Below are 16,044 nucleotides of genomic sequence, written 5' to 3' on the forward strand. Positions count from 1 at the left end.
ATATGTATTGACAAGCATCGCCGACTCCATAACAATGGCGTCATTGGGTACGACTGTCATTGGCGACGCGACCCGTGAGACTCGATGGAGGAATCGATGAAGAAGACTCTCCTGGCTGGCCTGATGTCGGCAGCCGTACTGCTCTCCGCCTGCAGCATGGGCGCGAGCGAGCCTGGATCGGGCGGCTCCGAGGCGGCCGGCGGCGACGCCGGCGGCAAGGTGAAGGTCGGCGTGATCCTGAAGACGCTGTCCAGCGAGTACTGGAGCTACGTCGCGGCAGGCGCCAAGGCCGCCGAGAAGGACCTCGACGTCACCGTCCAGCTCCAGGGCCCAGCGTCCGAGACCGCCTACGACGAGCAGAACGCGATGATCGAGACCATGCTCGCCGACAACTCGATCCAGGCGCTCGTCATCTCCCCGCTGCAGCCCGACTCGGTCGTGTCGGTGCTCGGTGACACCGAGAAGCCCATCCTGTTCGTCGACACCGACGCCCCCTACGACAAGAAGGTCAGCTACATCGGCACCGGTAACGAGACCGCCGCGAAGTCCGGTGGCGAGTACGCCGCCGAGATCGCGGGCGAGGGCGCCGAGGCAGTGTGGATCGGCGGCGTCAAGGGCAACACCACCTCCGACGACCGCGAGGCGGGCTTCACCGCAGGCCTCGAGTCCGGCGGCGTGAAGGTCACGGTCCGGCAGTACGCCGAGGGCCTCGGCGACAAGGCGGCCTCCGTCATGGAGAACGTGCTGACCTCCAACCCGAACATCTCCGTCGTCGTCGCCAACAACGACGACATGGCCGCGGGCGCGGCTCGCGCCGTCAAGGCGGCAGGCAAGGACATGATCATCGTCGGCTTCGACGGCATCAAGGCCGGCGTGCAGAACGTCATCGACGGCACCGTCACCGCCACCGTCGCGCAGGACCCGTTCGGCATGGGCTACAAGGCGGTCGAGGCGGCGGTCAAGACGGCCAAGGGCGAGGAGGTCGAGGACTTCATCGACACCGGCTCCACCGTCATCACCTCCGAGAACGCCGAGGAGTACCTGGCGAAGCTCGAAGAGCAGCTGGCCGGCGCCTGATCGGCACGTCCGACTCGTGAGGGGAGGGCTCCACCAGGGAGCCGTCCTTCTCGATCAGTGGCAACTCTAGGCAGGTACACATGACCGCAGTCGTTGAACTCCGCAACGTCACCAAACGCTTCCCCGGCGTCGTCGCCCTGCGCGACATGGGGCTCTCCATCGAACCGGGGGAGATCCACGGCCTGATCGGCGAGAACGGGGCAGGCAAGTCGACGCTGATCAAGGTCCTCACGGGGGTCTACATCCCCGAGGAGGGGGAGGTTCTCGTCGACGGTACGGCGCACCGCTTCACGACGCCGCGCCAGTCGCAGGACGCGGGCATCGCGTGCGTCTACCAGGAGCTGAACATCGTCCCGCAGCTCTCGCTCACCGACAACATCTTCATGAACCAGTTCATCAAGCGGGGTCGGCTGCTCGACTACTCGGCGATGCACGCGAAGGCCGAGGAACTGCTCACCTCGATGGGCATCAACGTCGACGTCACGCAGCCGGCGGGCATCTTCGGCATGGGCGTGCTCCAGATGGTCGAGATCGCGAAGGCGCTCCTGACCGGGGCGAAGGTCATCATCATGGACGAGCCCACCTCCAGCCTCGGCGAGAGCGAGGTGGAGCAGCTGATCAAGGTCGTGCGCGACCTGAAGGCCAAGGGTGTGGCCATCCTCTTCGTCTCACACAAACTGGAGGAGCTGTTCATCCTGTGCGACCGCGTGACGGTCATGCGCGACGGTCAGCACATCGTCACCGAGGACATCGAGAACCTCGACAACGACAAGCTCATCCGCGCCATGGTCGGCCGCAGCGTCGAGAAGCAGTTCCCGAAGCTGGAGACCACCCAGGGCGACGTCGCCATCGAGTTCCGCGACGTCACCTCGGTCGGCACGATCAAGAACGTCTGCTTCAAGGCCCACTACGGGGAGATCCTCGGGTTCTCCGGCCTCGTCGGCGCGGGCCGCACCGAGACCATGCGGGCCCTCTTCGGCGACCTGCCGATCGACAGCGGCGAGATCCTGCTCAACGGCAAGCCGGTGCGGATCACCTCCCCGCAGCGCGCCGTCGAGAAGGGCATCGCCTTCCTGACGGAGGACCGCAAGGGCCAGGGGCTCGTGCTGAACCAGTCCATCGCCACCAACCTGATCCTCTCCTCGCTGAAGAAGGTCGAGCGTGGACCGCTGCTCGACCGGGCGCGGGTCAAGGAGGTGTGCGACGCCTCGATCGCATCCATGCGGATCAAGACCCCGGACGCCGAGAACCAGGTGTCCAAGCTCTCTGGCGGCAATCAGCAGAAGGTCGTCATCGGCAAGTGGATCAACTCCGAGGCCGAAATCTATCTCTTCGACGAGCCGACGCGAGGCATCGATGTCGGCGCAAAGGTCGAGGTTTACAACATCATGAACAGGCTTGCCAGCGAAGGCAAATGCATCATCATGGTCAGCTCCGAGCTTCCCGAGGTACTCGGGATGAGCGACCGCGTCATCGTCATGCGCGGTGGCGAGGTCATGGCTGAGATCCGGCGCGACGAGCCGGACTTCAACGAGGACGACATCATGAAGGCCGCCTGGGGAGAACGGAAGACAACATGCTGAAAAACCCACGCGTTGCCGCGATCGTACGGACGCTCGCCCCGCTGCTCGCCCTCGCGATCCTGGTGATCGTGATGTCGGCGATCAGTCCGGAGTTCCGCACCGTCAACAACGGCATGAACATCCTGCGCCAGACCGCGGTCAACGGTTTCCTCTCCGCAGGCATGCTCGTGGTCCTGATCACCGCGGGCATCGACCTGTCGGTCGGAGCAAACGCCATCCTCAGCGCCTGCATCATGGGCATGCTGATGACCACCTTCGGCGTGACCAACCCGATCATCCTGCTCGTCGCGGCCCTCATCGTCGGCACCATGGTCGGCATCGTCAACGGCCTGCTGCTGACCAAGCTGAAGCTGCCACACCCGTTCGTCTCGACGTTAGGCATGAAGTTCGTGCTGGCAGGCCTCGCGCTGTTCGTCGTCAGCACCCGCACCATCTCCGGCTTCCCCGACGCGGTCACCTGGCTCGGCTCGGTCGACTTCCTGCGCGGCGGCGGCTTCAACGGCATCCCCGGATCGTTCGTCGCGCTGCTGATCACCTTCGTGCTTCTGCACATCCTGCTCACCCGCACCGCGCTCGGCCGCTCCATCTACGCGGTCGGCGGCAACCCCGAGGCGACCCGCCTCTCCGGCATCAACACCGACCGGGTGCTGACCTTCGTCTACGGCCTCTCCGGCTTCGTCTGCGCCATCGCGGGCATCGTCATCGTCGGCCGCTCCGGCGTGGCGAACCCGTCCGCGGCCATGGGCGGCAACTACGAGACCGACGCCATCGCGGCCTGCATCATCGGCGGCGCCTCGTTCACCGGTGGAAAGGGCACCGTGTGGGGCACCCTGATCGGCTGCCTCATCATCGCGGTCATCCGCAACGGCCTGACCATCCTGAACGCACAGTCCGACGTGCAGTTCATGGTGATCGGCGCCGTCATCATCGTCGCGGTCTTCATCGACGTGCGACGCACCATGTCCGAGGAGAAGCGCCGCCGCCTCGCGGCCGCCTGATCCGCCTCGAACCACTCGGGGGCCGGCCGCTCTGGCCGGCCCCCTTCACCTTGGAGCAACCATGAACGACATCCTCCGCGTCGGCGTCATCGGCACCGGCGTCATGGGACGCGACCACGCCCGCCTGCTCGCCACCGAGATCTCCGGCGCAAGGCTGACCGCCATCGCCGACGTCAACCTCGACGGCGCTCGCGAGGTGGCCGAGCGCCACGGCGTCGGGGCCGTCTTCTCCGACGGCTCAGAGCTGATGGCATCGGGCCTCGTCGACGCCGTCGTCATCGCCTCCCCCGACCACCTGCACGCCGGGACCACCCTCGCCGCGATCGACGCCGGGCTCGCCGTCCTCTGCGAGAAGCCGCTCGCCCCGACCGTCGAGGAGGCCGAGGAGGTCGCAGCAAAGCACGCGAGCCTCGAGCGTCCCCTCGTCAGCGTCGGCTTCATGCGCCGCTTCGACCCCGGCTACGTCGCACTGCGTCGTCGCCTGGACGCTGGCGCGCACGGGCGGCTGCTGATGTCGCACTCCGTGCACCGCAACGTCGAGGCCTACCCAGGAAGCCCGTCGAGCGCCACGATCACCAACTCGGCGGTGCACGAGATCGACATCCTGCCCTGGCTGACGAGGACCCCGATCGCGGAGGTGCTCTGGACTGCGGGGCGCAGCACCTCGCTGCTCGACGAACGGCTCGACCCGCAGCTGCTCCTGCTGCGCGACGAGGCGAGCGTGCTGCACACCGTGTCGATGCAGGTGCACGCGCAGTACGGCTACGACGTGCGCTGCGAGCTGGTCTGCGAGCGCGGCTCGGTCGAGCTGCCGAACCCGCCCGCCCTCAACGACGACGAGCCGCTGATCGTGAGCTCGGGGCTGACCAGGTCCGCCGCCTACGCCGCCGACTGGAGGCCGCGGTTCGAGACGGCCTACCGGCGCGAGCTGACCGCCTGGGTGCGGGCCTGCCTCGCGGGCACCGTCCCGGAGGAGGCGGCCACGATCGACGAGTCGCTGCGCACCACGAAGATCGCCCACGCGCTCGTCGCCTCGATGAACGACGGCGGCTGGGTCGCCGTCCCGCGCTGACCCACCCCCAAGGAGCCACCATGCGCATCGCCCTGCTGACCGACTCGCTCGGCCACCTCCCGTTCGAGCGGATGCTCGACGCCGCTGCCGGGCTCGGCCTGAGCGATCTCGAGTTCGCCACCGGCGGCTGGTCGGAGGCGCCCCATCTGGACGCGGAGCGGATGCTCTCCGATCGCGACTGGCGGGACGCCTTCCTCGGCGCCCTGCGCGAGCGCGGCCTCAGCGTCGGCGCGCTCAACGCCAACGGCAACCAGCTGCACCCCGTGATCGGCAGGGACGTCGACGCCGTCGTGCGGCGCACCGTCGAACTGGCGAAGGAGCTTCAGGTCCCGACCGTCGTCCTGATGTCCGGCCTTCCCGGCGGCGCGCCAGGCGACACGACGCCGAACTGGATCACCACGTCCTGGCCCCCGGAGACCCAGGCCATCCTCGACTACCAGTGGAACGACGTCGCGCTGCCGTACTGGCGCGACCTCGCGAGCTTCGCGCGTGACCGGGGCGTGCGGCTTGCCGTCGAGATGCACGGCCAACAGCTCGTCTACAACGCCTCGACGCTGCTGCGGCTGCGCGAGGAGGTCGGCGACGTCGTCGGCGCGAACCTCGACCCGTCGCACCCGATGTGGATGGGCGTCGACCCGCGTCAGCTCGCCCGAGAACTCGACGGTGCCATCCACCACGTGCACATGAAGGACGTCCGGATCCAGCCGTCGGTGGCCAAGGTGAACGGGGTACTCGACACTCAGCCGCCGGAGCGGGCGAGGGACCGCGCCTGGAACTACGTCACGCTCGGCATGGGGCATCCCGGCGGGCAGCAGTTCTGGGGCCAGTTCCTCTCCGACCTGCGCGTGGCCGGCTACGACGGCCTGCTCAGCATCGAGCACGAGGACGTGACCCAGGACGCGGTGGAGGGCGTGACCCAGTCGGTCGCGCTCGTGCGCTCGGTGCTCCTCGACGGCCCGCCGAGCTGGCGTCCCGCCGACGTGTGAGTCGTGAGCCCGGGGCGGCCTTTCTCGATCCCTTCGCCGCCCCCGGGTCTCATCCCTCAGAGTTCGGCCACTCGGACCGCCCGCCGTTCGAGGCTCGAGCGGCGGCAGGTAAGCGCGATCCGCAGCGCCTCGACGGCGTCGGCCGCGGAACAGGCGCCCGGGAGTCCCTGCGCGGGGTGGCGCAGGAAGTGGTCGAGTTCGCGCTCGTAGCAGGGGCGGAAGCGTTCGATGAAGTCGTACCAGGGCTCGTCCGGCGGGAAGTCGACGCCCGGCTCGGTGGAGCGGAAGGGGACCTTCGCGTCGAGGCCGACGTTTGCGGAACCGTCGGTGCCCATCAGGTCGAGCCGCACCTCGTGCCCCTGACCGTTGTAGCGGGAGACGTGCGCCGTGCCGACGGTCCCGTCGTCGAGGGTGAGGATGGTGACCGCGTCGGAGAGGTCGTCGTGCTCGGCGAACTCCTTCATCCCGCGCGCCGAACCGGTCGTGTAGACCTCGACGACCTCGCGCCCGGTGACCCACCGGATGATGTCGAAGTCGTGCACCCCCGCGTCGAGGAAGATGCCGCCCGAGTCGGGGATGTAGTCGGGTGTCGGAGGCACATGGTCGCCGGTGACGGCGTGGAACCGGCGCAGCTCTCCGAGCTCCCCGGACGCGAGCAGATCGCGGGCCGCGGAGTAGCCGGCGTCGAAGCGACGCTGGAACCCGATGTGGTGGGGGACGCCCGCGTCCTCGAGCGCGCGCTGCGCGGCCCTCGCCTCGTCGAGGTCGAGCCCGATCGGCTTCTCGCAGAACACCGGAAGCCCAGCCTCGGCGCAGCGGATCAGCAGGTCGGCGTGGGTGGCGGTGCTTGTGGCGATCGCGACGGCGTCGATGCCGAGCGGGTTGGTCTCGTCGAAGATCGCCTCGACCGTCGCCCAGTCGCAGCCGAGGCGTCCGGCGAGGGCCTCGGCGCGTTCAGGCGTCGACCCGGCAAGCACCAGGCGCTCGACGAGGGGGTGGGCGAGCAGCAGGGCCGCGTGCATCTCCCCGATCCGGCCCACGCCGATCAGGGCGACGGTGCCTGGGGCTGGCTCGGTGCTGCTCATGCGACTCCTTTGTCATGACATTTTCCAGACAGGCTAGGCGGCGTGATTTTCGGCTGTCAACCGGGGCCTGGGTGTCGCTCGGGCAGACGGGTGGGGCCGACGCGGCGACCGTCGGCCCCGCGGAGGCTCATGGCTGGCTGCGGCGGATCGTCATATTCAACGGATCGATCCAGTCGGCGATGGCGCTGATGGTCCCCGCCGCGGCCGCCGCTCTCTACGCCTGGGCCGCGAGCGCGTCGGAGAGCAGCACGCTCGCCCTCGTGCCGATCTTCTTCATCGACGTGATCACGGCGGCACTCGGGATCGGACTGCTCGCCCTCGTGCACGTCCCGACGCTGCGCCGCGGAGCCGAACAGCCAGTCGGCTACTTCGCCGACCTCGTCGACGGGGCGCGCTACATCGTGCGACACGCCTTCGTGCGGTGGGTGCTGTTCGTGCTCGCCGTGATCTTCGTGCTGATGGTCGCGCCGTCGAACCTCACCCCGCTGATGCTCGTGCGGTCCTTCCCCGGGGCCACCGAGGCGCAGGACGTCGCCGACATGGGCATCCTCGAGGTCAGCTTCAGCGTCGGCAAGCTGCTCGGCTGGCTCATCGTCGGGGCATGGGGCGGCGGGAAGCACCGGATCAGGCTGATCGCGTGCTCGTCCCTGCTGTTCGGCGCTGGCTCCGCTGTTGACCGGCGCCACCTGGGCTCAACTCCCGTCCACCTCGCCGATCCGTCGCGGCCCCCGTGCGGGGGTTGAGCGCCCTCAGGCGGCGTGCTATTGTCTATACAAAGCAACACGATGACGTGGCTTGGCGGCGACCCGCCCAGACGGTCGCGCGGCCGCGAGGCATCTGAAGGAAGGCAGCGCACATGACGCAGACCATCGCCCACTGGATCGGTGGAGCATCCTACGAGGGAACCCCGACCGCCCGGATCCCGGTGGAGAACCCGGCCACCGGAAAGGTCGAGGCTGAACTGCTGGCCGCGAGCCGGGCCGACCTGGACCACGCCGTCGAGGTCGCGCGGGCCGCCCAGAAGGAATGGGCCCAGACCTCCCTCGCCAAGCGCACCGCCATCATGTTCAAGATGCGCGAACTCGTGCTCGCGAACCAGGATGCGCTTGCCAAGTCGATCGTGGCCGAACACGGCAAGGACTACGGCGACGCCATCGGAGAGATCCAGCGTGGCCGCGAGACGCTCGACTTCGCCTGCGGGATCAACGCGGCGCTGAAGGGCGAGTACTCCTCCGACATCGCCTCCGGCGTCGACATCCACACCGTGCTGCAGCCCGTCGGCGTGGTCGCCGGCATCTGCCCCTTCAACTTCCCGGTCATGGTGCCGATGTGGATGCACCCCGTCGCGCTCGCCACGGGCAACGCGTTCATCCTGAAGCCGGCCAGCCCGACGCCGACCGCCTCGCTCCTGATCGCCGACCTCTACAAGCAGGCCGGCCTCCCCGACGGCCTGTTCAACGTCGTGTCGGGCAACCGTGACATCGTGACGGGCATCCTCGAGCACCCGGGCATCGACGCGATCTCCTTCGTCGGCTCCACCCCGGTCGCCCACATCATCCAGGACACCGGCGTCACCCATGGCAAGCGCGTCCAGGCGCTCGGTGGCGCGAACAACCACGCCATCGTGATGCCCGACTCCGACCTCGACTTCGCCGCCCAGCACATCGCGGCAGCCGCCTTCGGCGCCGCTGGCGAGCGCTGCATGGCGCTGCCCGTCGTGGTCGCCGTCGGCGGCATCGGCCCGCAGCTCGCGGAGAAGGTCAAGGCCTTCGGCGAGAAGATCAAGGTCGGCAACGGCCTCGACGAGGGCGTCAACATGGGCCCGGTCATCTCCAAGGCCGCGAAGGAGCGCATCGTCGGCCTGATCGACGACGCCGAGAAGCGCGGCGCCACCGTCGTGCTCGATGGACGCGGCCTCACCGTCGACGGACACGAGGACGGCTTCTGGGTCGGCCCGACCATCCTCGACGACGTCCCGCTGGACGCCCCCGCCTACTACGAGGAGATTTTCGGCCCCGTCCTGACGATCGTGCACGCCGACAGCTACGACGAGGCGATCGGCACCGTCAACGGCTCCGAGTTCGGCAACGGCTCGGCCATCTTCACCAACGACGGCGGCACCGCCCGCCGCTTCACGCTCGACGTGGAGGCGGGCATGGTGGGCGTCAACGTGCCGATCCCGACGCCCGTGGCCTACTACTCCTTCGGCGGCTGGAAGGAGTCGCTGCTCGGCGACCTGCACATCCACGGCCCTGAGGGCGTGAAGTTCTACACCAAGCTGAAGGCGATCACGAGCCGCTGGCCCTCCGAGAGCGGCCTGCACGCGGCGACCATGTCGTTCCAGCGCCAGGAGTGATCCTGGGCGCTCTCCGCACCGGACTCGGGCAGGCCTTCTGGCCTGCCCTTGTTCGTTTCAGGGCCGCCGGCTCCCGAAGGAACCGGCGGCCCGGCCGCGAAAGGTGCAGCTACTTCGCCTCGGTGCGCAGCGTGCGCCACCAGCCGAGGGCGATCGGGAGCACGACCCACAGCGCGAGGGCCGTAGCGGCCTGGCCGTACTGGGTCGCGGTCATCGGGGTGAACAGCATCGACCAGGTCTCACCGCTGATCCATTTGCCGATCGTGCCGATGGTGCCGGGGATCATCGACAGCGTCGTGGTGATCGTCGGGATGACGAAGTAGGCGACGATCGCGGTGGGCGAGTTCATCAGGAGCATGCCGAAGCCCGCGCCCATGGCCATCGAGATGACGAAGCCGATCAGGGTCGGCGTGAGTGCGGTCGCCTCGAAGGCCCACACGAGCGTGCCGCTGCCGATCGCGGAGGCGAGCAGCGCCGAGGCCGCCGACAGGGCGAGGCAGAGGAGTGCTCCGGCGATCGTGACGAGGGCGATGGCGAGCAGCTTCGCGCCGATCACCCTTCCGCGTCTGGGCTCGAGGGTGAACGTGGTCAGCGACGTGCGCTGGCTCCACTCCTGGGTGAAAGCGAGGATCGCCACCACGGGCAGCAGCACGGTCACGGGCGCCGAGACGAGGCTCACCGGGCCGTACCAGGGGAGCTGTCGGTCGTCGAGGGACAAGCTGAGCCACAGCCCGGCCGCGGCGACGGCGCTCACGACGGAGAGCACGAGCAGCCAGAGGCCAGCGCGGGTGTCGACGAGCTTGCGGAGCTCCACGCGGGCAAGCCGGAGCAGGCCGACCGACGAGGCGACCTCGACGGGAGGGAGCATGGCGGCGGGACGGATGGTCGGGGTGGTGGTGGTCATGCTGCGATCCCTTCGCGCGAGGTGGACATGGTGGAGGTGAGGAAGAGGGTCTCCAGGTCGGTTCCTTCGGCCAGGAGCTCCTCCATCGCGGCGTCGACGACGATCCGGCCGTTGCCGATCATCACGATGCGGTCGGCGACCTGCTGCACCTCGTGCAGCAGGTGCGAGCTGAGCAGCACGGTGCCGCCTGCGTCGGCGAACACGCGCAGCAGCGAGCGCATCCAGTGGATCCCCTGCGGGTCGAGCCCGTTGGCCGGCTCATCGAGGATCAGCACCTCTGGGTTGCCGAGCAGGGCGTGTCCGATGCCGAGCCGCTGGCGCATGCCGAGCGAGTAGGTGCCGACGCGCTTGCGCGACTCGCGCTGCGTCAGGCCGACCTGCTCCAGCACCTGGTCGACGCGCGAACGGGGGACCCCGAGCGTCATGGCGCCCAGCGTCAGCACCTCCCGGCCGGTGCGCCCTGCGTGCTGCGCGGAGGCGTCAAGCAGGACCCCGACCCGGGCGGCCGGGTTGGGCAGGTCGGTGTAGTCGCCGCCGAGCACGCGTACCGAGCCGGAGGTCGCATGGGTGAGGCCGACCGCGACGCGCATGGTGGTGGACTTGCCTGCCCCGTTGGGGCCGAGGAAGCCGGTGACGGTGCCCGCGGGGGCGGTGAAGGTGATGTCGTCGACGGCGATGAGGGAGCCGTATCGCTTGGTCAGGTTCTGGACTGTGATCATGGCTCCAGCCTTCTGGAGCCACCCGGGTGTCCGCGACGGGAGAGGGTCGCCTTCGCGCCGGACGTTGGTAGCGACGGCGGGAGAGGCGAATCGACTTTGGTCGGAAGACCGACGACCTCTGGCCCGGACGCCGTGAGCGGAGCGCCCCTAGGCTGGCAGACATGCCCGACGCCACCCATCCCCGTGCCCCCGGACAGGGGGCGTGGCCTGTGGTGTGGCGCTACGGTCTCGCCATCCTCTGGTGGGTGCTGATCGCCGGCCTCTACGCGTTCGTCTCGTTCGCGGGCGATCCCAGGCCGCCGCAGCCGATCGTGGTCATCGACCTCGTCCTCGGGGCGGCCGCCATCTGGGGAATGCGGTTCAGGCACCGGTGGCCCCGCGGCCTCGCCGTCGTCACCACCCTGCTCGGCGTGCTGTCGACGAGCAGTTTCTTCGCCGCGCTCTGGGCCTTCGCGCATCTGGCCACGCGACGTCGGTGGCAGGAGATCGTGGGCTACGGGGCGTTCGTCGTCATCTCCGGCACCGTCTTGTCCCAGGTCAACATCTCGGGGTTGGCCGCCCAGTCCGCCCCGCTGACCCTTCGCGACCTGCTGGTCGGGACAGCCGGATCCGTTGTCGTCGTCGCCCTCGTCGCGGCGATCGGGTCCTACGTCGGCGCCCGACGTGACCTGCTGCGGGCGCTGCACGACCGCGCCGAGGAGGCGGAGCGCCGCCAGGAGACCCGCGTGCTCCAGGGGCAGGCCGAGGAACGCAACCGGATCGCCCGCGAGATGCACGACGTGCTCGCCCACCGTATCTCGCTGGTGAGCATGCACGCCGGGGTGCTCGCCTACCGCGACGATCTGCCGCCCGAGCAGGTGCGCGAGATCGCGGGCGTCATCCAGGACAACGCGCGCCAGTCCATGACCGAGCTGCGCGCCATCCTCGGCTCGCTGCGCCAGGACGAGGAACAAGGTGACGGGCAGCCCGAGGCGCCACAGCCAGGGTTCAACCAGGTCGGTGCCCTGATCTCGGACGCTCACCGGGCCGGTCAGCGGCTCGAGGTCTCCCAGGAGATCCAGCACCCCGAGCTGATGCCGACGCTCGTGGGCAGGCACATCTACCGGGTGGTTCAGGAACTGGTCACCAACGCCCGCAAACACGCACCGGGGGCGAAGGTCTGGCTCGAGCTCATCGGAGCGCCGGGCGAAGGGGTACACATCACCTCGCGCAATCCCCTCCAACTGGGGGACGCCGAGCTGCCGGGCGCAGGCGTCGGCCTGATCGGCCTGCGGGAACGCGCGAGCGTGCTGGGTGGCACGATGCACTCAGGCGTCAATGAGGAAGGACAGTTCGAAGTGAAGGTGTGGTTCCCGTGGTGACAAGGATCGCGATCATCGACGACGACGCGCTCGTCCGCGCAGGGTTGAGGCTGATCCTGGGCGCCGACCCCGACCTCGAGGTCGTCGCCGAGGGTGCCGACGGGGCGGAGGCGGTCGACCTCGTGCGCCAACACCGTCCCGACCTGGTGCTGATGGACATCCGGATGCCGCAGGTCAACGGCCTCGTCGCGACCGAGCGGATCCTCGTGCTGCCCGACCCGCCGAAGGTGATCATCCTCACCACCTTCGACGCCGACGACCTGGTGCTGCGCGCCCTCAGCGTCGGCGCCTCGGGATTCCTGCTCAAGGACACCTCTCCCGAACGGATGCTCGAGGACATCCGCAAGGTCGCCGACGGCGAGCAGACGCTGAGCCCATCGGTGGTGGCCCAGGTGATCGCCGTCGCCACCAACCGGACCGAGCTGAGCCGTCGCGACGACGCCCGCGCCGCGCTCGACTCGCTCAGCGAACGCGAACGCGAGATCGCGCTGGCCATCGGGCTCGGGAAAACCAACGCGGAGATCGCGGGCACCCAATACCTGAGCATCGCCACGGTGAAGTCCCACGTCACCCGCATCCTCGACAAGCTCGGCGCAAGCAACCGCGTCCAGGTCGCCATCGTCGTGCACGACGCAGACCTCGACTGATCCGGGCCGCTAACGCCGTGCGAAGTCGGGGGTCGACTCCCGGCCGAGGAGGCTGCTCTGCGCCCACGCCATCAGCCCGCCCAGGCGCGGCAGGGTGTCCATGAGCCGGAAGCCGAGCGGGATCGGTCGCCCGCTGATCCGTCCGGCGAGGGCGGGCTCGATCAGCGTGGTGTGTTCCAGGTCCTGCATGCGCCGGATCATCCCGGTCGGGCGCCTGCGCCTCCGCTCGACGCGCATCTCCCCGACCGGGTAGTGACCGTCGGCCCGCGGCGGGTGGTTGAGCCTCAGGCGACGCGGTGCAGCGGCGCGGCCACCAGGCCAACCAGCGAGATCATCGCATCGGCCATCGCGACGGGGCCAAGGCCCGGCGTCACGGTGCCGTGGACGGCGGGGGAGGTGAGCGACCATCCCGTCGGCGAGGACGGGCTCCTGACCAGCACGACGGCAGCACCGCCCGCAAGGCGGAGGAACACGCGGGGACGCTCGCCGTCGATGGTGAGCGCCGTGGCCAGATCAGGGCGGCGGCCGATGACGGCGTCGCGCACGGCATAGACGGTTCGCAGGTCTGCGAGGCCGGTGTCTTCGATCGTTGTCGTCATGGAACAACCACACACGCCACCTCTGACAATTTCGGTCGGCCTCCGTCAGACTTGGACCATGAGCGCACCGACCAGGCCCCGCACCTCGCGGCAGGAGAACCTCGCGCTGCTGCTCGGCGGCATCGGCTTCGCCGTCGGCGGGGTGATCGCCCTGTTCGTGCTCCGGCCGCAGTCACCGATCTTCGGGCGCGGCTCCGCCGGCGAGCTCGGTGCCTTCGTCGCGTTCTTCTCGGCCGCGGTGTCGTTCGTGGTGGCGATGCGGATCGCAGGCATGGAGTCCAGGCCGTGGCTCGGCCGGATGTCCACCTGCGTCGGGCGCTCGACCAGTTCGGCCTGTCAGTGGTGCACGCCGCGTTCGCCTTCTACGGCACCACCGCCATCCACGCCGTCTTCAGCGGGCCTTCCGCACCCTCGAACTCGACCGCTACGCCGGGTCGTTCACCGTAGGGCTGGTCTGTGCCATCTGCGCCTACGCCTCCGCCTCGAGCGCCACGTCACTGACCACGGAGTCGCTCTCGGTGCTCGTCGCCCTCTTCCTCGTCGCCGGCTCGCTCGCCTCCGCGCTGAGCGCTTCGGACGAGCAGTGGTGGCAGCAGCACTTCTCGGCCCTCGGCGCCGCCTCCGACCGCTCGGGCATCCTGTTCAACTTCACCCTGATCCTGACCGGGGTCGTCCTCACGGCGCTCGCCGACTTCCTCACCCACGACCTGCAACTCTGGGCCGAGCACCACGGGGAGCCGCACTGGAAGGTCACCTTCGTGCGGGTCGGCCTGATCGCGCTGGGTGCGCTGCTCGGCATGGTCGCAGTGATACCTGTGAACCTGAGCATGTTCTGGCACAACATGGTCACCTACGCGGCGATCGGGGTGTTCGCCGTCTTGCTCGTCGCCGTCCCGATCCTGTTGCGACGGCTGCCCGGCGGGTTCCTTGCGGTCACGGCAGCGGTCGTCGCGTTGATCGCGGGAGTCGTCTGGCTGCACCTCGGGGTCGGCTACCTCAACATCACGGCCTTCGAGATGGGCGCGGTAAGCACCGTTTTCGTGTGGCTCGTCCTGTTCATCCGGACCGTGACGGCGGCGATCTCCGAGATTCCCGAGACGTCTACCGCAGAGGTCGAGGTCGCGGCGCCCTAGCCCTGGCATGGCAAGCTTGTCCCGTGACGACCCTGGTGCTCACCTTTCCCGACTTCAATCCCGTGGCGATCGACCTCTTCGGACTGAAGATCCACTGGTACGCGATCATGTACCTGATCGCGTTCGCCCTCGGCTACGTCCTGATGGTGCGCCGCCTGCGTCACCAGCCGTACCGCTCCATCACCACCCCCGAGCCGTGGACGCGCACCGACGTCGAGGACGTCCTGCTCGCCGCCATCGCGGGCGTGATGATCGGCGGCCGCCTCGGCTTCTGCCTCTTCTACCAACCCTCCCGCTACCTGGCCAATCCCCTCGACATCCTCAAGGTGTGGGACGGGGGGATGAGCTTCCACGGCGGCGCGATCGGCGTGGCGCTGGGACTCGCCTGGTACGCGTGGCGCAAGAAGCGCCCGTTCCTCCAGGTCACCGACTTCCTCGTGCCTGCCGCCCCGATCGGGCTGGCGGCGGGCCGCTTCGGCAACTTCATCAACGGCGAACTGTGGGGCCGCGAGGCGCCTGCCAGCCTTCCCTGGGCGATGATCTTCCCGACCGGCGGCGACATCCCCAGGCATCCGTCGCAGCTCTACCAGATGCTGCTCGAGGGGATCCTCCTGTTCGTGCTGCTCTGGTTCTACGCACGTAAGCCTCGCTACCGCGGTCAGGTCTCCGGCGCCTTCCTCGCCGGGTACGGGCTCTTCCGGTTCATCGCCGAGTTCTGGCGGGAGCCCGACTCCTACCTCGGCCTGCTCGGCATGGGGCTCAGCATGGGCCAGTGGCTCTCGATCCCGATGATCCTCGCAGGCGTCATCCTCTGGACGTGGTCGCGCACCCGAGCGATCAGCGACGTCGAGGCCGGTGTGGACAACCCGGGGGATAACTCCGCCGACGACGCGTCTACTGCGGACGTTGTACCGGAAGCCGAGATGGCTTCGCACGACGCTGCTCAGGCGGAAAAGACTGCAGATGAAGGGGCGCAGGCCGACCAGGACCCCGCGGATGACGGGCCTGCAGAGAAATGAGCCTTCAGTTGTCCACAGATCTCCGGAAGAGCCATGCCTGAGCTACCGGACCCCGACGTCAAAGCCTTTCTGACAAGCCAGTTCGGCGACTCGGCCGAGACGGCCGCGCCTGGGGACAACCCTGTGGAGACGCCAGAGCGCGCCCTTCCGCTCGTGCTGTTCGACGGCAGCTGCGGATTCTGCGGCACGGCCGTGCGCATCCTCCGCGGAAGGTGGTTCAAGGCGCGGGTCGAGGCGGTCCCCTTCCAGCGCGTCGACCTGTCTGTCCACAACCTGACTGTGGATAAGTGCGAGGAGACGCTGCACGTGGTGGACGGCAGCGAGGTGTTCACGGGAGGCGAAGCGATCGCCAGGATCCTGCGGAGCTCGCGGTTGCCCTGGCCAGTGGTGGGCGCGGTGCTCAGACTGCCTGGCCTCCGCTGGTTGACCGGGAAGGTCTACGCCGTGGTCGCGAGGAACCGGCACAAGCTGCCGGGCGGGACCCCGGCCTGCGAGATGCCCTGAG

General features: G+C 68.8%; 19 protein-coding genes. 13 read left to right on the forward strand and 6 right to left on the reverse strand.

The genetic code is table 11. From position 1 onward, the window contains the following. The first annotated feature begins 96 nt into the window (after window positions 1-96). The 5 genes from BW733_RS08220 (at window position 97) to BW733_RS08240 (ending at window position 5,716) form a co-directional block, all read left to right on the forward strand. Window positions 97-1,077 carry a sugar ABC transporter substrate-binding protein gene (locus tag BW733_RS08220; protein WP_161490181.1) on the forward strand — a complete coding sequence of 327 codons (981 nt, stop codon included), beginning with the start codon at window positions 97-99 and terminating at the stop codon, window positions 1,075-1,077. A gap of 80 nt (window positions 1,078-1,157) precedes the next feature. Continuing rightward, window positions 1,158-2,660, forward strand: coding sequence for a sugar ABC transporter ATP-binding protein (locus BW733_RS08225; RefSeq protein WP_077349556.1), 1,503 nt, complete (start codon window positions 1,158-1,160; stop codon window positions 2,658-2,660). Then, on the forward strand, window positions 2,654-3,658 hold the full coding sequence (locus BW733_RS08230; protein ID WP_077349558.1) for an ABC transporter permease: 1,005 nt from the start codon (window positions 2,654-2,656) through the stop codon (window positions 3,656-3,658). The genes BW733_RS08225 and BW733_RS08230 overlap by 7 nt, the downstream gene beginning before the upstream one ends. A gap of 61 nt (window positions 3,659-3,719) precedes the next feature. After that, on the forward strand, window positions 3,720-4,730 hold the full coding sequence (locus BW733_RS08235) for a Gfo/Idh/MocA family protein (protein ID WP_077349560.1): 1,011 nt from the start codon (window positions 3,720-3,722) through the stop codon (window positions 4,728-4,730). A gap of 20 nt (window positions 4,731-4,750) precedes the next feature. Continuing rightward, the gene (locus BW733_RS08240; protein WP_077349562.1) at window positions 4,751-5,716 is read left to right on the forward strand and encodes a sugar phosphate isomerase/epimerase family protein; all 966 of its coding nucleotides are present in this window, start codon (window positions 4,751-4,753) and stop codon (window positions 5,714-5,716) included. 56 nt (window positions 5,717-5,772) lie between these two features. Here BW733_RS08240 and BW733_RS08245 read toward each other — a convergent pair whose 3' ends face one another. Beyond that, the gene (locus BW733_RS08245) at window positions 5,773-6,801 is read right to left on the reverse strand and encodes a Gfo/Idh/MocA family protein (RefSeq protein WP_077349564.1); all 1,029 of its coding nucleotides are present in this window, start codon (window positions 6,799-6,801) and stop codon (window positions 5,773-5,775) included. A gap of 71 nt (window positions 6,802-6,872) precedes the next feature. Here BW733_RS08245 and BW733_RS08250 point away from each other — a divergent pair, with 71 nt between their 5' ends. Next, complete coding sequence (locus tag BW733_RS08250; RefSeq protein WP_077349566.1) at window positions 6,873-7,544, forward strand: MFS transporter; 672 nt, start codon at window positions 6,873-6,875, stop codon at window positions 7,542-7,544. A gap of 113 nt (window positions 7,545-7,657) precedes the next feature. Beyond that, on the forward strand, window positions 7,658-9,157 hold the full coding sequence (locus tag BW733_RS08255; protein ID WP_077349568.1) for a CoA-acylating methylmalonate-semialdehyde dehydrogenase: 1,500 nt from the start codon (window positions 7,658-7,660) through the stop codon (window positions 9,155-9,157). 109 nt (window positions 9,158-9,266) lie between these two features. Here BW733_RS08255 and BW733_RS08260 read toward each other — a convergent pair whose 3' ends face one another. Together BW733_RS08260 and BW733_RS08265 are read right to left on the reverse strand one after the other, a co-directional pair. After that, window positions 9,267-10,061 carry a hypothetical protein gene (locus BW733_RS08260; RefSeq protein ID WP_077349570.1) on the reverse strand — a complete coding sequence of 265 codons (795 nt, stop codon included), beginning with the start codon at window positions 10,059-10,061 and terminating at the stop codon, window positions 9,267-9,269. Further along, window positions 10,058-10,780, reverse strand: a complete 723-nt coding sequence (locus tag BW733_RS08265; protein ID WP_077349572.1) for an ABC transporter ATP-binding protein — start codon at window positions 10,778-10,780, stop codon at window positions 10,058-10,060. The genes BW733_RS08260 and BW733_RS08265 overlap by 4 nt, the downstream gene beginning before the upstream one ends. 161 nt (window positions 10,781-10,941) lie before the next feature. Between BW733_RS08265 and BW733_RS08270 the strand changes: the two genes are divergently transcribed. Continuing rightward, entirely contained in the window at window positions 10,942-12,141 is a 1,200-nt protein-coding gene (locus tag BW733_RS08270) for a sensor histidine kinase (RefSeq protein ID WP_077349574.1), read from the forward strand. Beyond that, entirely contained in the window at window positions 12,135-12,788 is a 654-nt protein-coding gene (locus BW733_RS08275) for a response regulator (RefSeq protein WP_335755092.1), read from the forward strand. Before BW733_RS08270 ends, BW733_RS08275 begins: the two co-directional genes overlap by 7 nt. 9 nt (window positions 12,789-12,797) lie before the next feature. On the opposite strand, the gene BW733_RS08280 is transcribed toward BW733_RS08275, so the two are convergent. The 3 genes from BW733_RS08280 to BW733_RS08290 form a co-directional block, all read right to left on the reverse strand. Then, a complete protein-coding gene (locus BW733_RS08280) occupies window positions 12,798-12,977 on the reverse strand; it encodes a hypothetical protein (RefSeq protein ID WP_152024628.1) in 180 nt (59 codons plus the stop codon). Between the two features lie 95 nt (window positions 12,978-13,072). Then, window positions 13,073-13,387, reverse strand: coding sequence for a hypothetical protein (locus BW733_RS08285; RefSeq protein WP_077349578.1), 315 nt, complete (start codon window positions 13,385-13,387; stop codon window positions 13,073-13,075). A gap of 45 nt (window positions 13,388-13,432) precedes the next feature. Continuing rightward, window positions 13,433-13,660 carry a hypothetical protein gene (locus BW733_RS08290; protein ID WP_152024629.1) on the reverse strand — a complete coding sequence of 76 codons (228 nt, stop codon included), beginning with the start codon at window positions 13,658-13,660 and terminating at the stop codon, window positions 13,433-13,435. A 12-nt stretch (window positions 13,661-13,672) separates the two neighbouring features. Between BW733_RS08290 and BW733_RS18245 the strand changes: the two genes are divergently transcribed. From BW733_RS18245 to BW733_RS08305, 4 genes are all read left to right on the forward strand, one after another. Further along, window positions 13,673-13,834, forward strand: coding sequence for a hypothetical protein (locus BW733_RS18245; RefSeq protein ID WP_161490182.1), 162 nt, complete (start codon window positions 13,673-13,675; stop codon window positions 13,832-13,834). 71 nt (window positions 13,835-13,905) lie between these two features. Further along, entirely contained in the window at window positions 13,906-14,520 is a 615-nt protein-coding gene (locus tag BW733_RS08295; protein WP_077349582.1) for a DUF998 domain-containing protein, read from the forward strand. Between the two features lie 23 nt (window positions 14,521-14,543). Continuing rightward, window positions 14,544-15,539 carry a prolipoprotein diacylglyceryl transferase gene (gene lgt, locus BW733_RS08300; protein WP_237268349.1) on the forward strand — a complete coding sequence of 332 codons (996 nt, stop codon included), beginning with the start codon at window positions 14,544-14,546 and terminating at the stop codon, window positions 15,537-15,539. A gap of 33 nt (window positions 15,540-15,572) precedes the next feature. After that, window positions 15,573-16,043, forward strand: coding sequence for a thiol-disulfide oxidoreductase DCC family protein (locus BW733_RS08305; protein ID WP_077349584.1), 471 nt, complete (start codon window positions 15,573-15,575; stop codon window positions 16,041-16,043). Window position 16,044 lies beyond the last annotated feature (1 nt).

The sequence above is a fragment of the Tessaracoccus flavescens genome (assembly GCF_001998865.1).
In the GTDB taxonomy this organism is placed as follows: domain Bacteria; phylum Actinomycetota; class Actinomycetes; order Propionibacteriales; family Propionibacteriaceae; genus Arachnia; species Arachnia flavescens.

Excerpts from the sequence above, each read along its gene's own strand:
- BW733_RS08220 (WP_161490181.1), top strand. The coding sequence starts at position 97 with ATGAAGAAGACTCTCCTGGCTGGCCTGATGTCGGCAGCCGTACTGCTC.
- BW733_RS08280 (WP_152024628.1), bottom strand. The coding sequence starts at position 12,977 with ATGCAGGACCTGGAACACACCACGCTGATCGAGCCCGCCCTCGCCGGA.
- BW733_RS08285 (WP_077349578.1), bottom strand. The coding sequence starts at position 13,387 with ATGACGACAACGATCGAAGACACCGGCCTCGCAGACCTGCGAACCGTC.
- BW733_RS08245 (WP_077349564.1), bottom strand. The coding sequence starts at position 6,801 with ATGAGCAGCACCGAGCCAGCCCCAGGCACCGTCGCCCTGATCGGCGTG.
- BW733_RS08290 (WP_152024629.1), bottom strand. The coding sequence starts at position 13,660 with ATGCCTGCGATCCGCATCGCCACCACGAACGACACCGCGGCCGAGAAG.
- BW733_RS08255 (WP_077349568.1), top strand. The coding sequence starts at position 7,658 with ATGACGCAGACCATCGCCCACTGGATCGGTGGAGCATCCTACGAGGGA.
- BW733_RS08270 (WP_077349574.1), top strand. The coding sequence starts at position 10,942 with ATGCCCGACGCCACCCATCCCCGTGCCCCCGGACAGGGGGCGTGGCCT.
- BW733_RS08235 (WP_077349560.1), top strand. The coding sequence starts at position 3,720 with ATGAACGACATCCTCCGCGTCGGCGTCATCGGCACCGGCGTCATGGGA.
- BW733_RS08230 (WP_077349558.1), top strand. The coding sequence starts at position 2,654 with ATGCTGAAAAACCCACGCGTTGCCGCGATCGTACGGACGCTCGCCCCG.
- BW733_RS08265 (WP_077349572.1), bottom strand. The coding sequence starts at position 10,780 with ATGATCACAGTCCAGAACCTGACCAAGCGATACGGCTCCCTCATCGCC.
- BW733_RS08225 (WP_077349556.1), top strand. The coding sequence starts at position 1,158 with ATGACCGCAGTCGTTGAACTCCGCAACGTCACCAAACGCTTCCCCGGC.
- BW733_RS08305 (WP_077349584.1), top strand. The coding sequence starts at position 15,573 with ATGCCTGAGCTACCGGACCCCGACGTCAAAGCCTTTCTGACAAGCCAG.
- BW733_RS08260 (WP_077349570.1), bottom strand. The coding sequence starts at position 10,061 with ATGACCACCACCACCCCGACCATCCGTCCCGCCGCCATGCTCCCTCCC.
- BW733_RS08240 (WP_077349562.1), top strand. The coding sequence starts at position 4,751 with ATGCGCATCGCCCTGCTGACCGACTCGCTCGGCCACCTCCCGTTCGAG.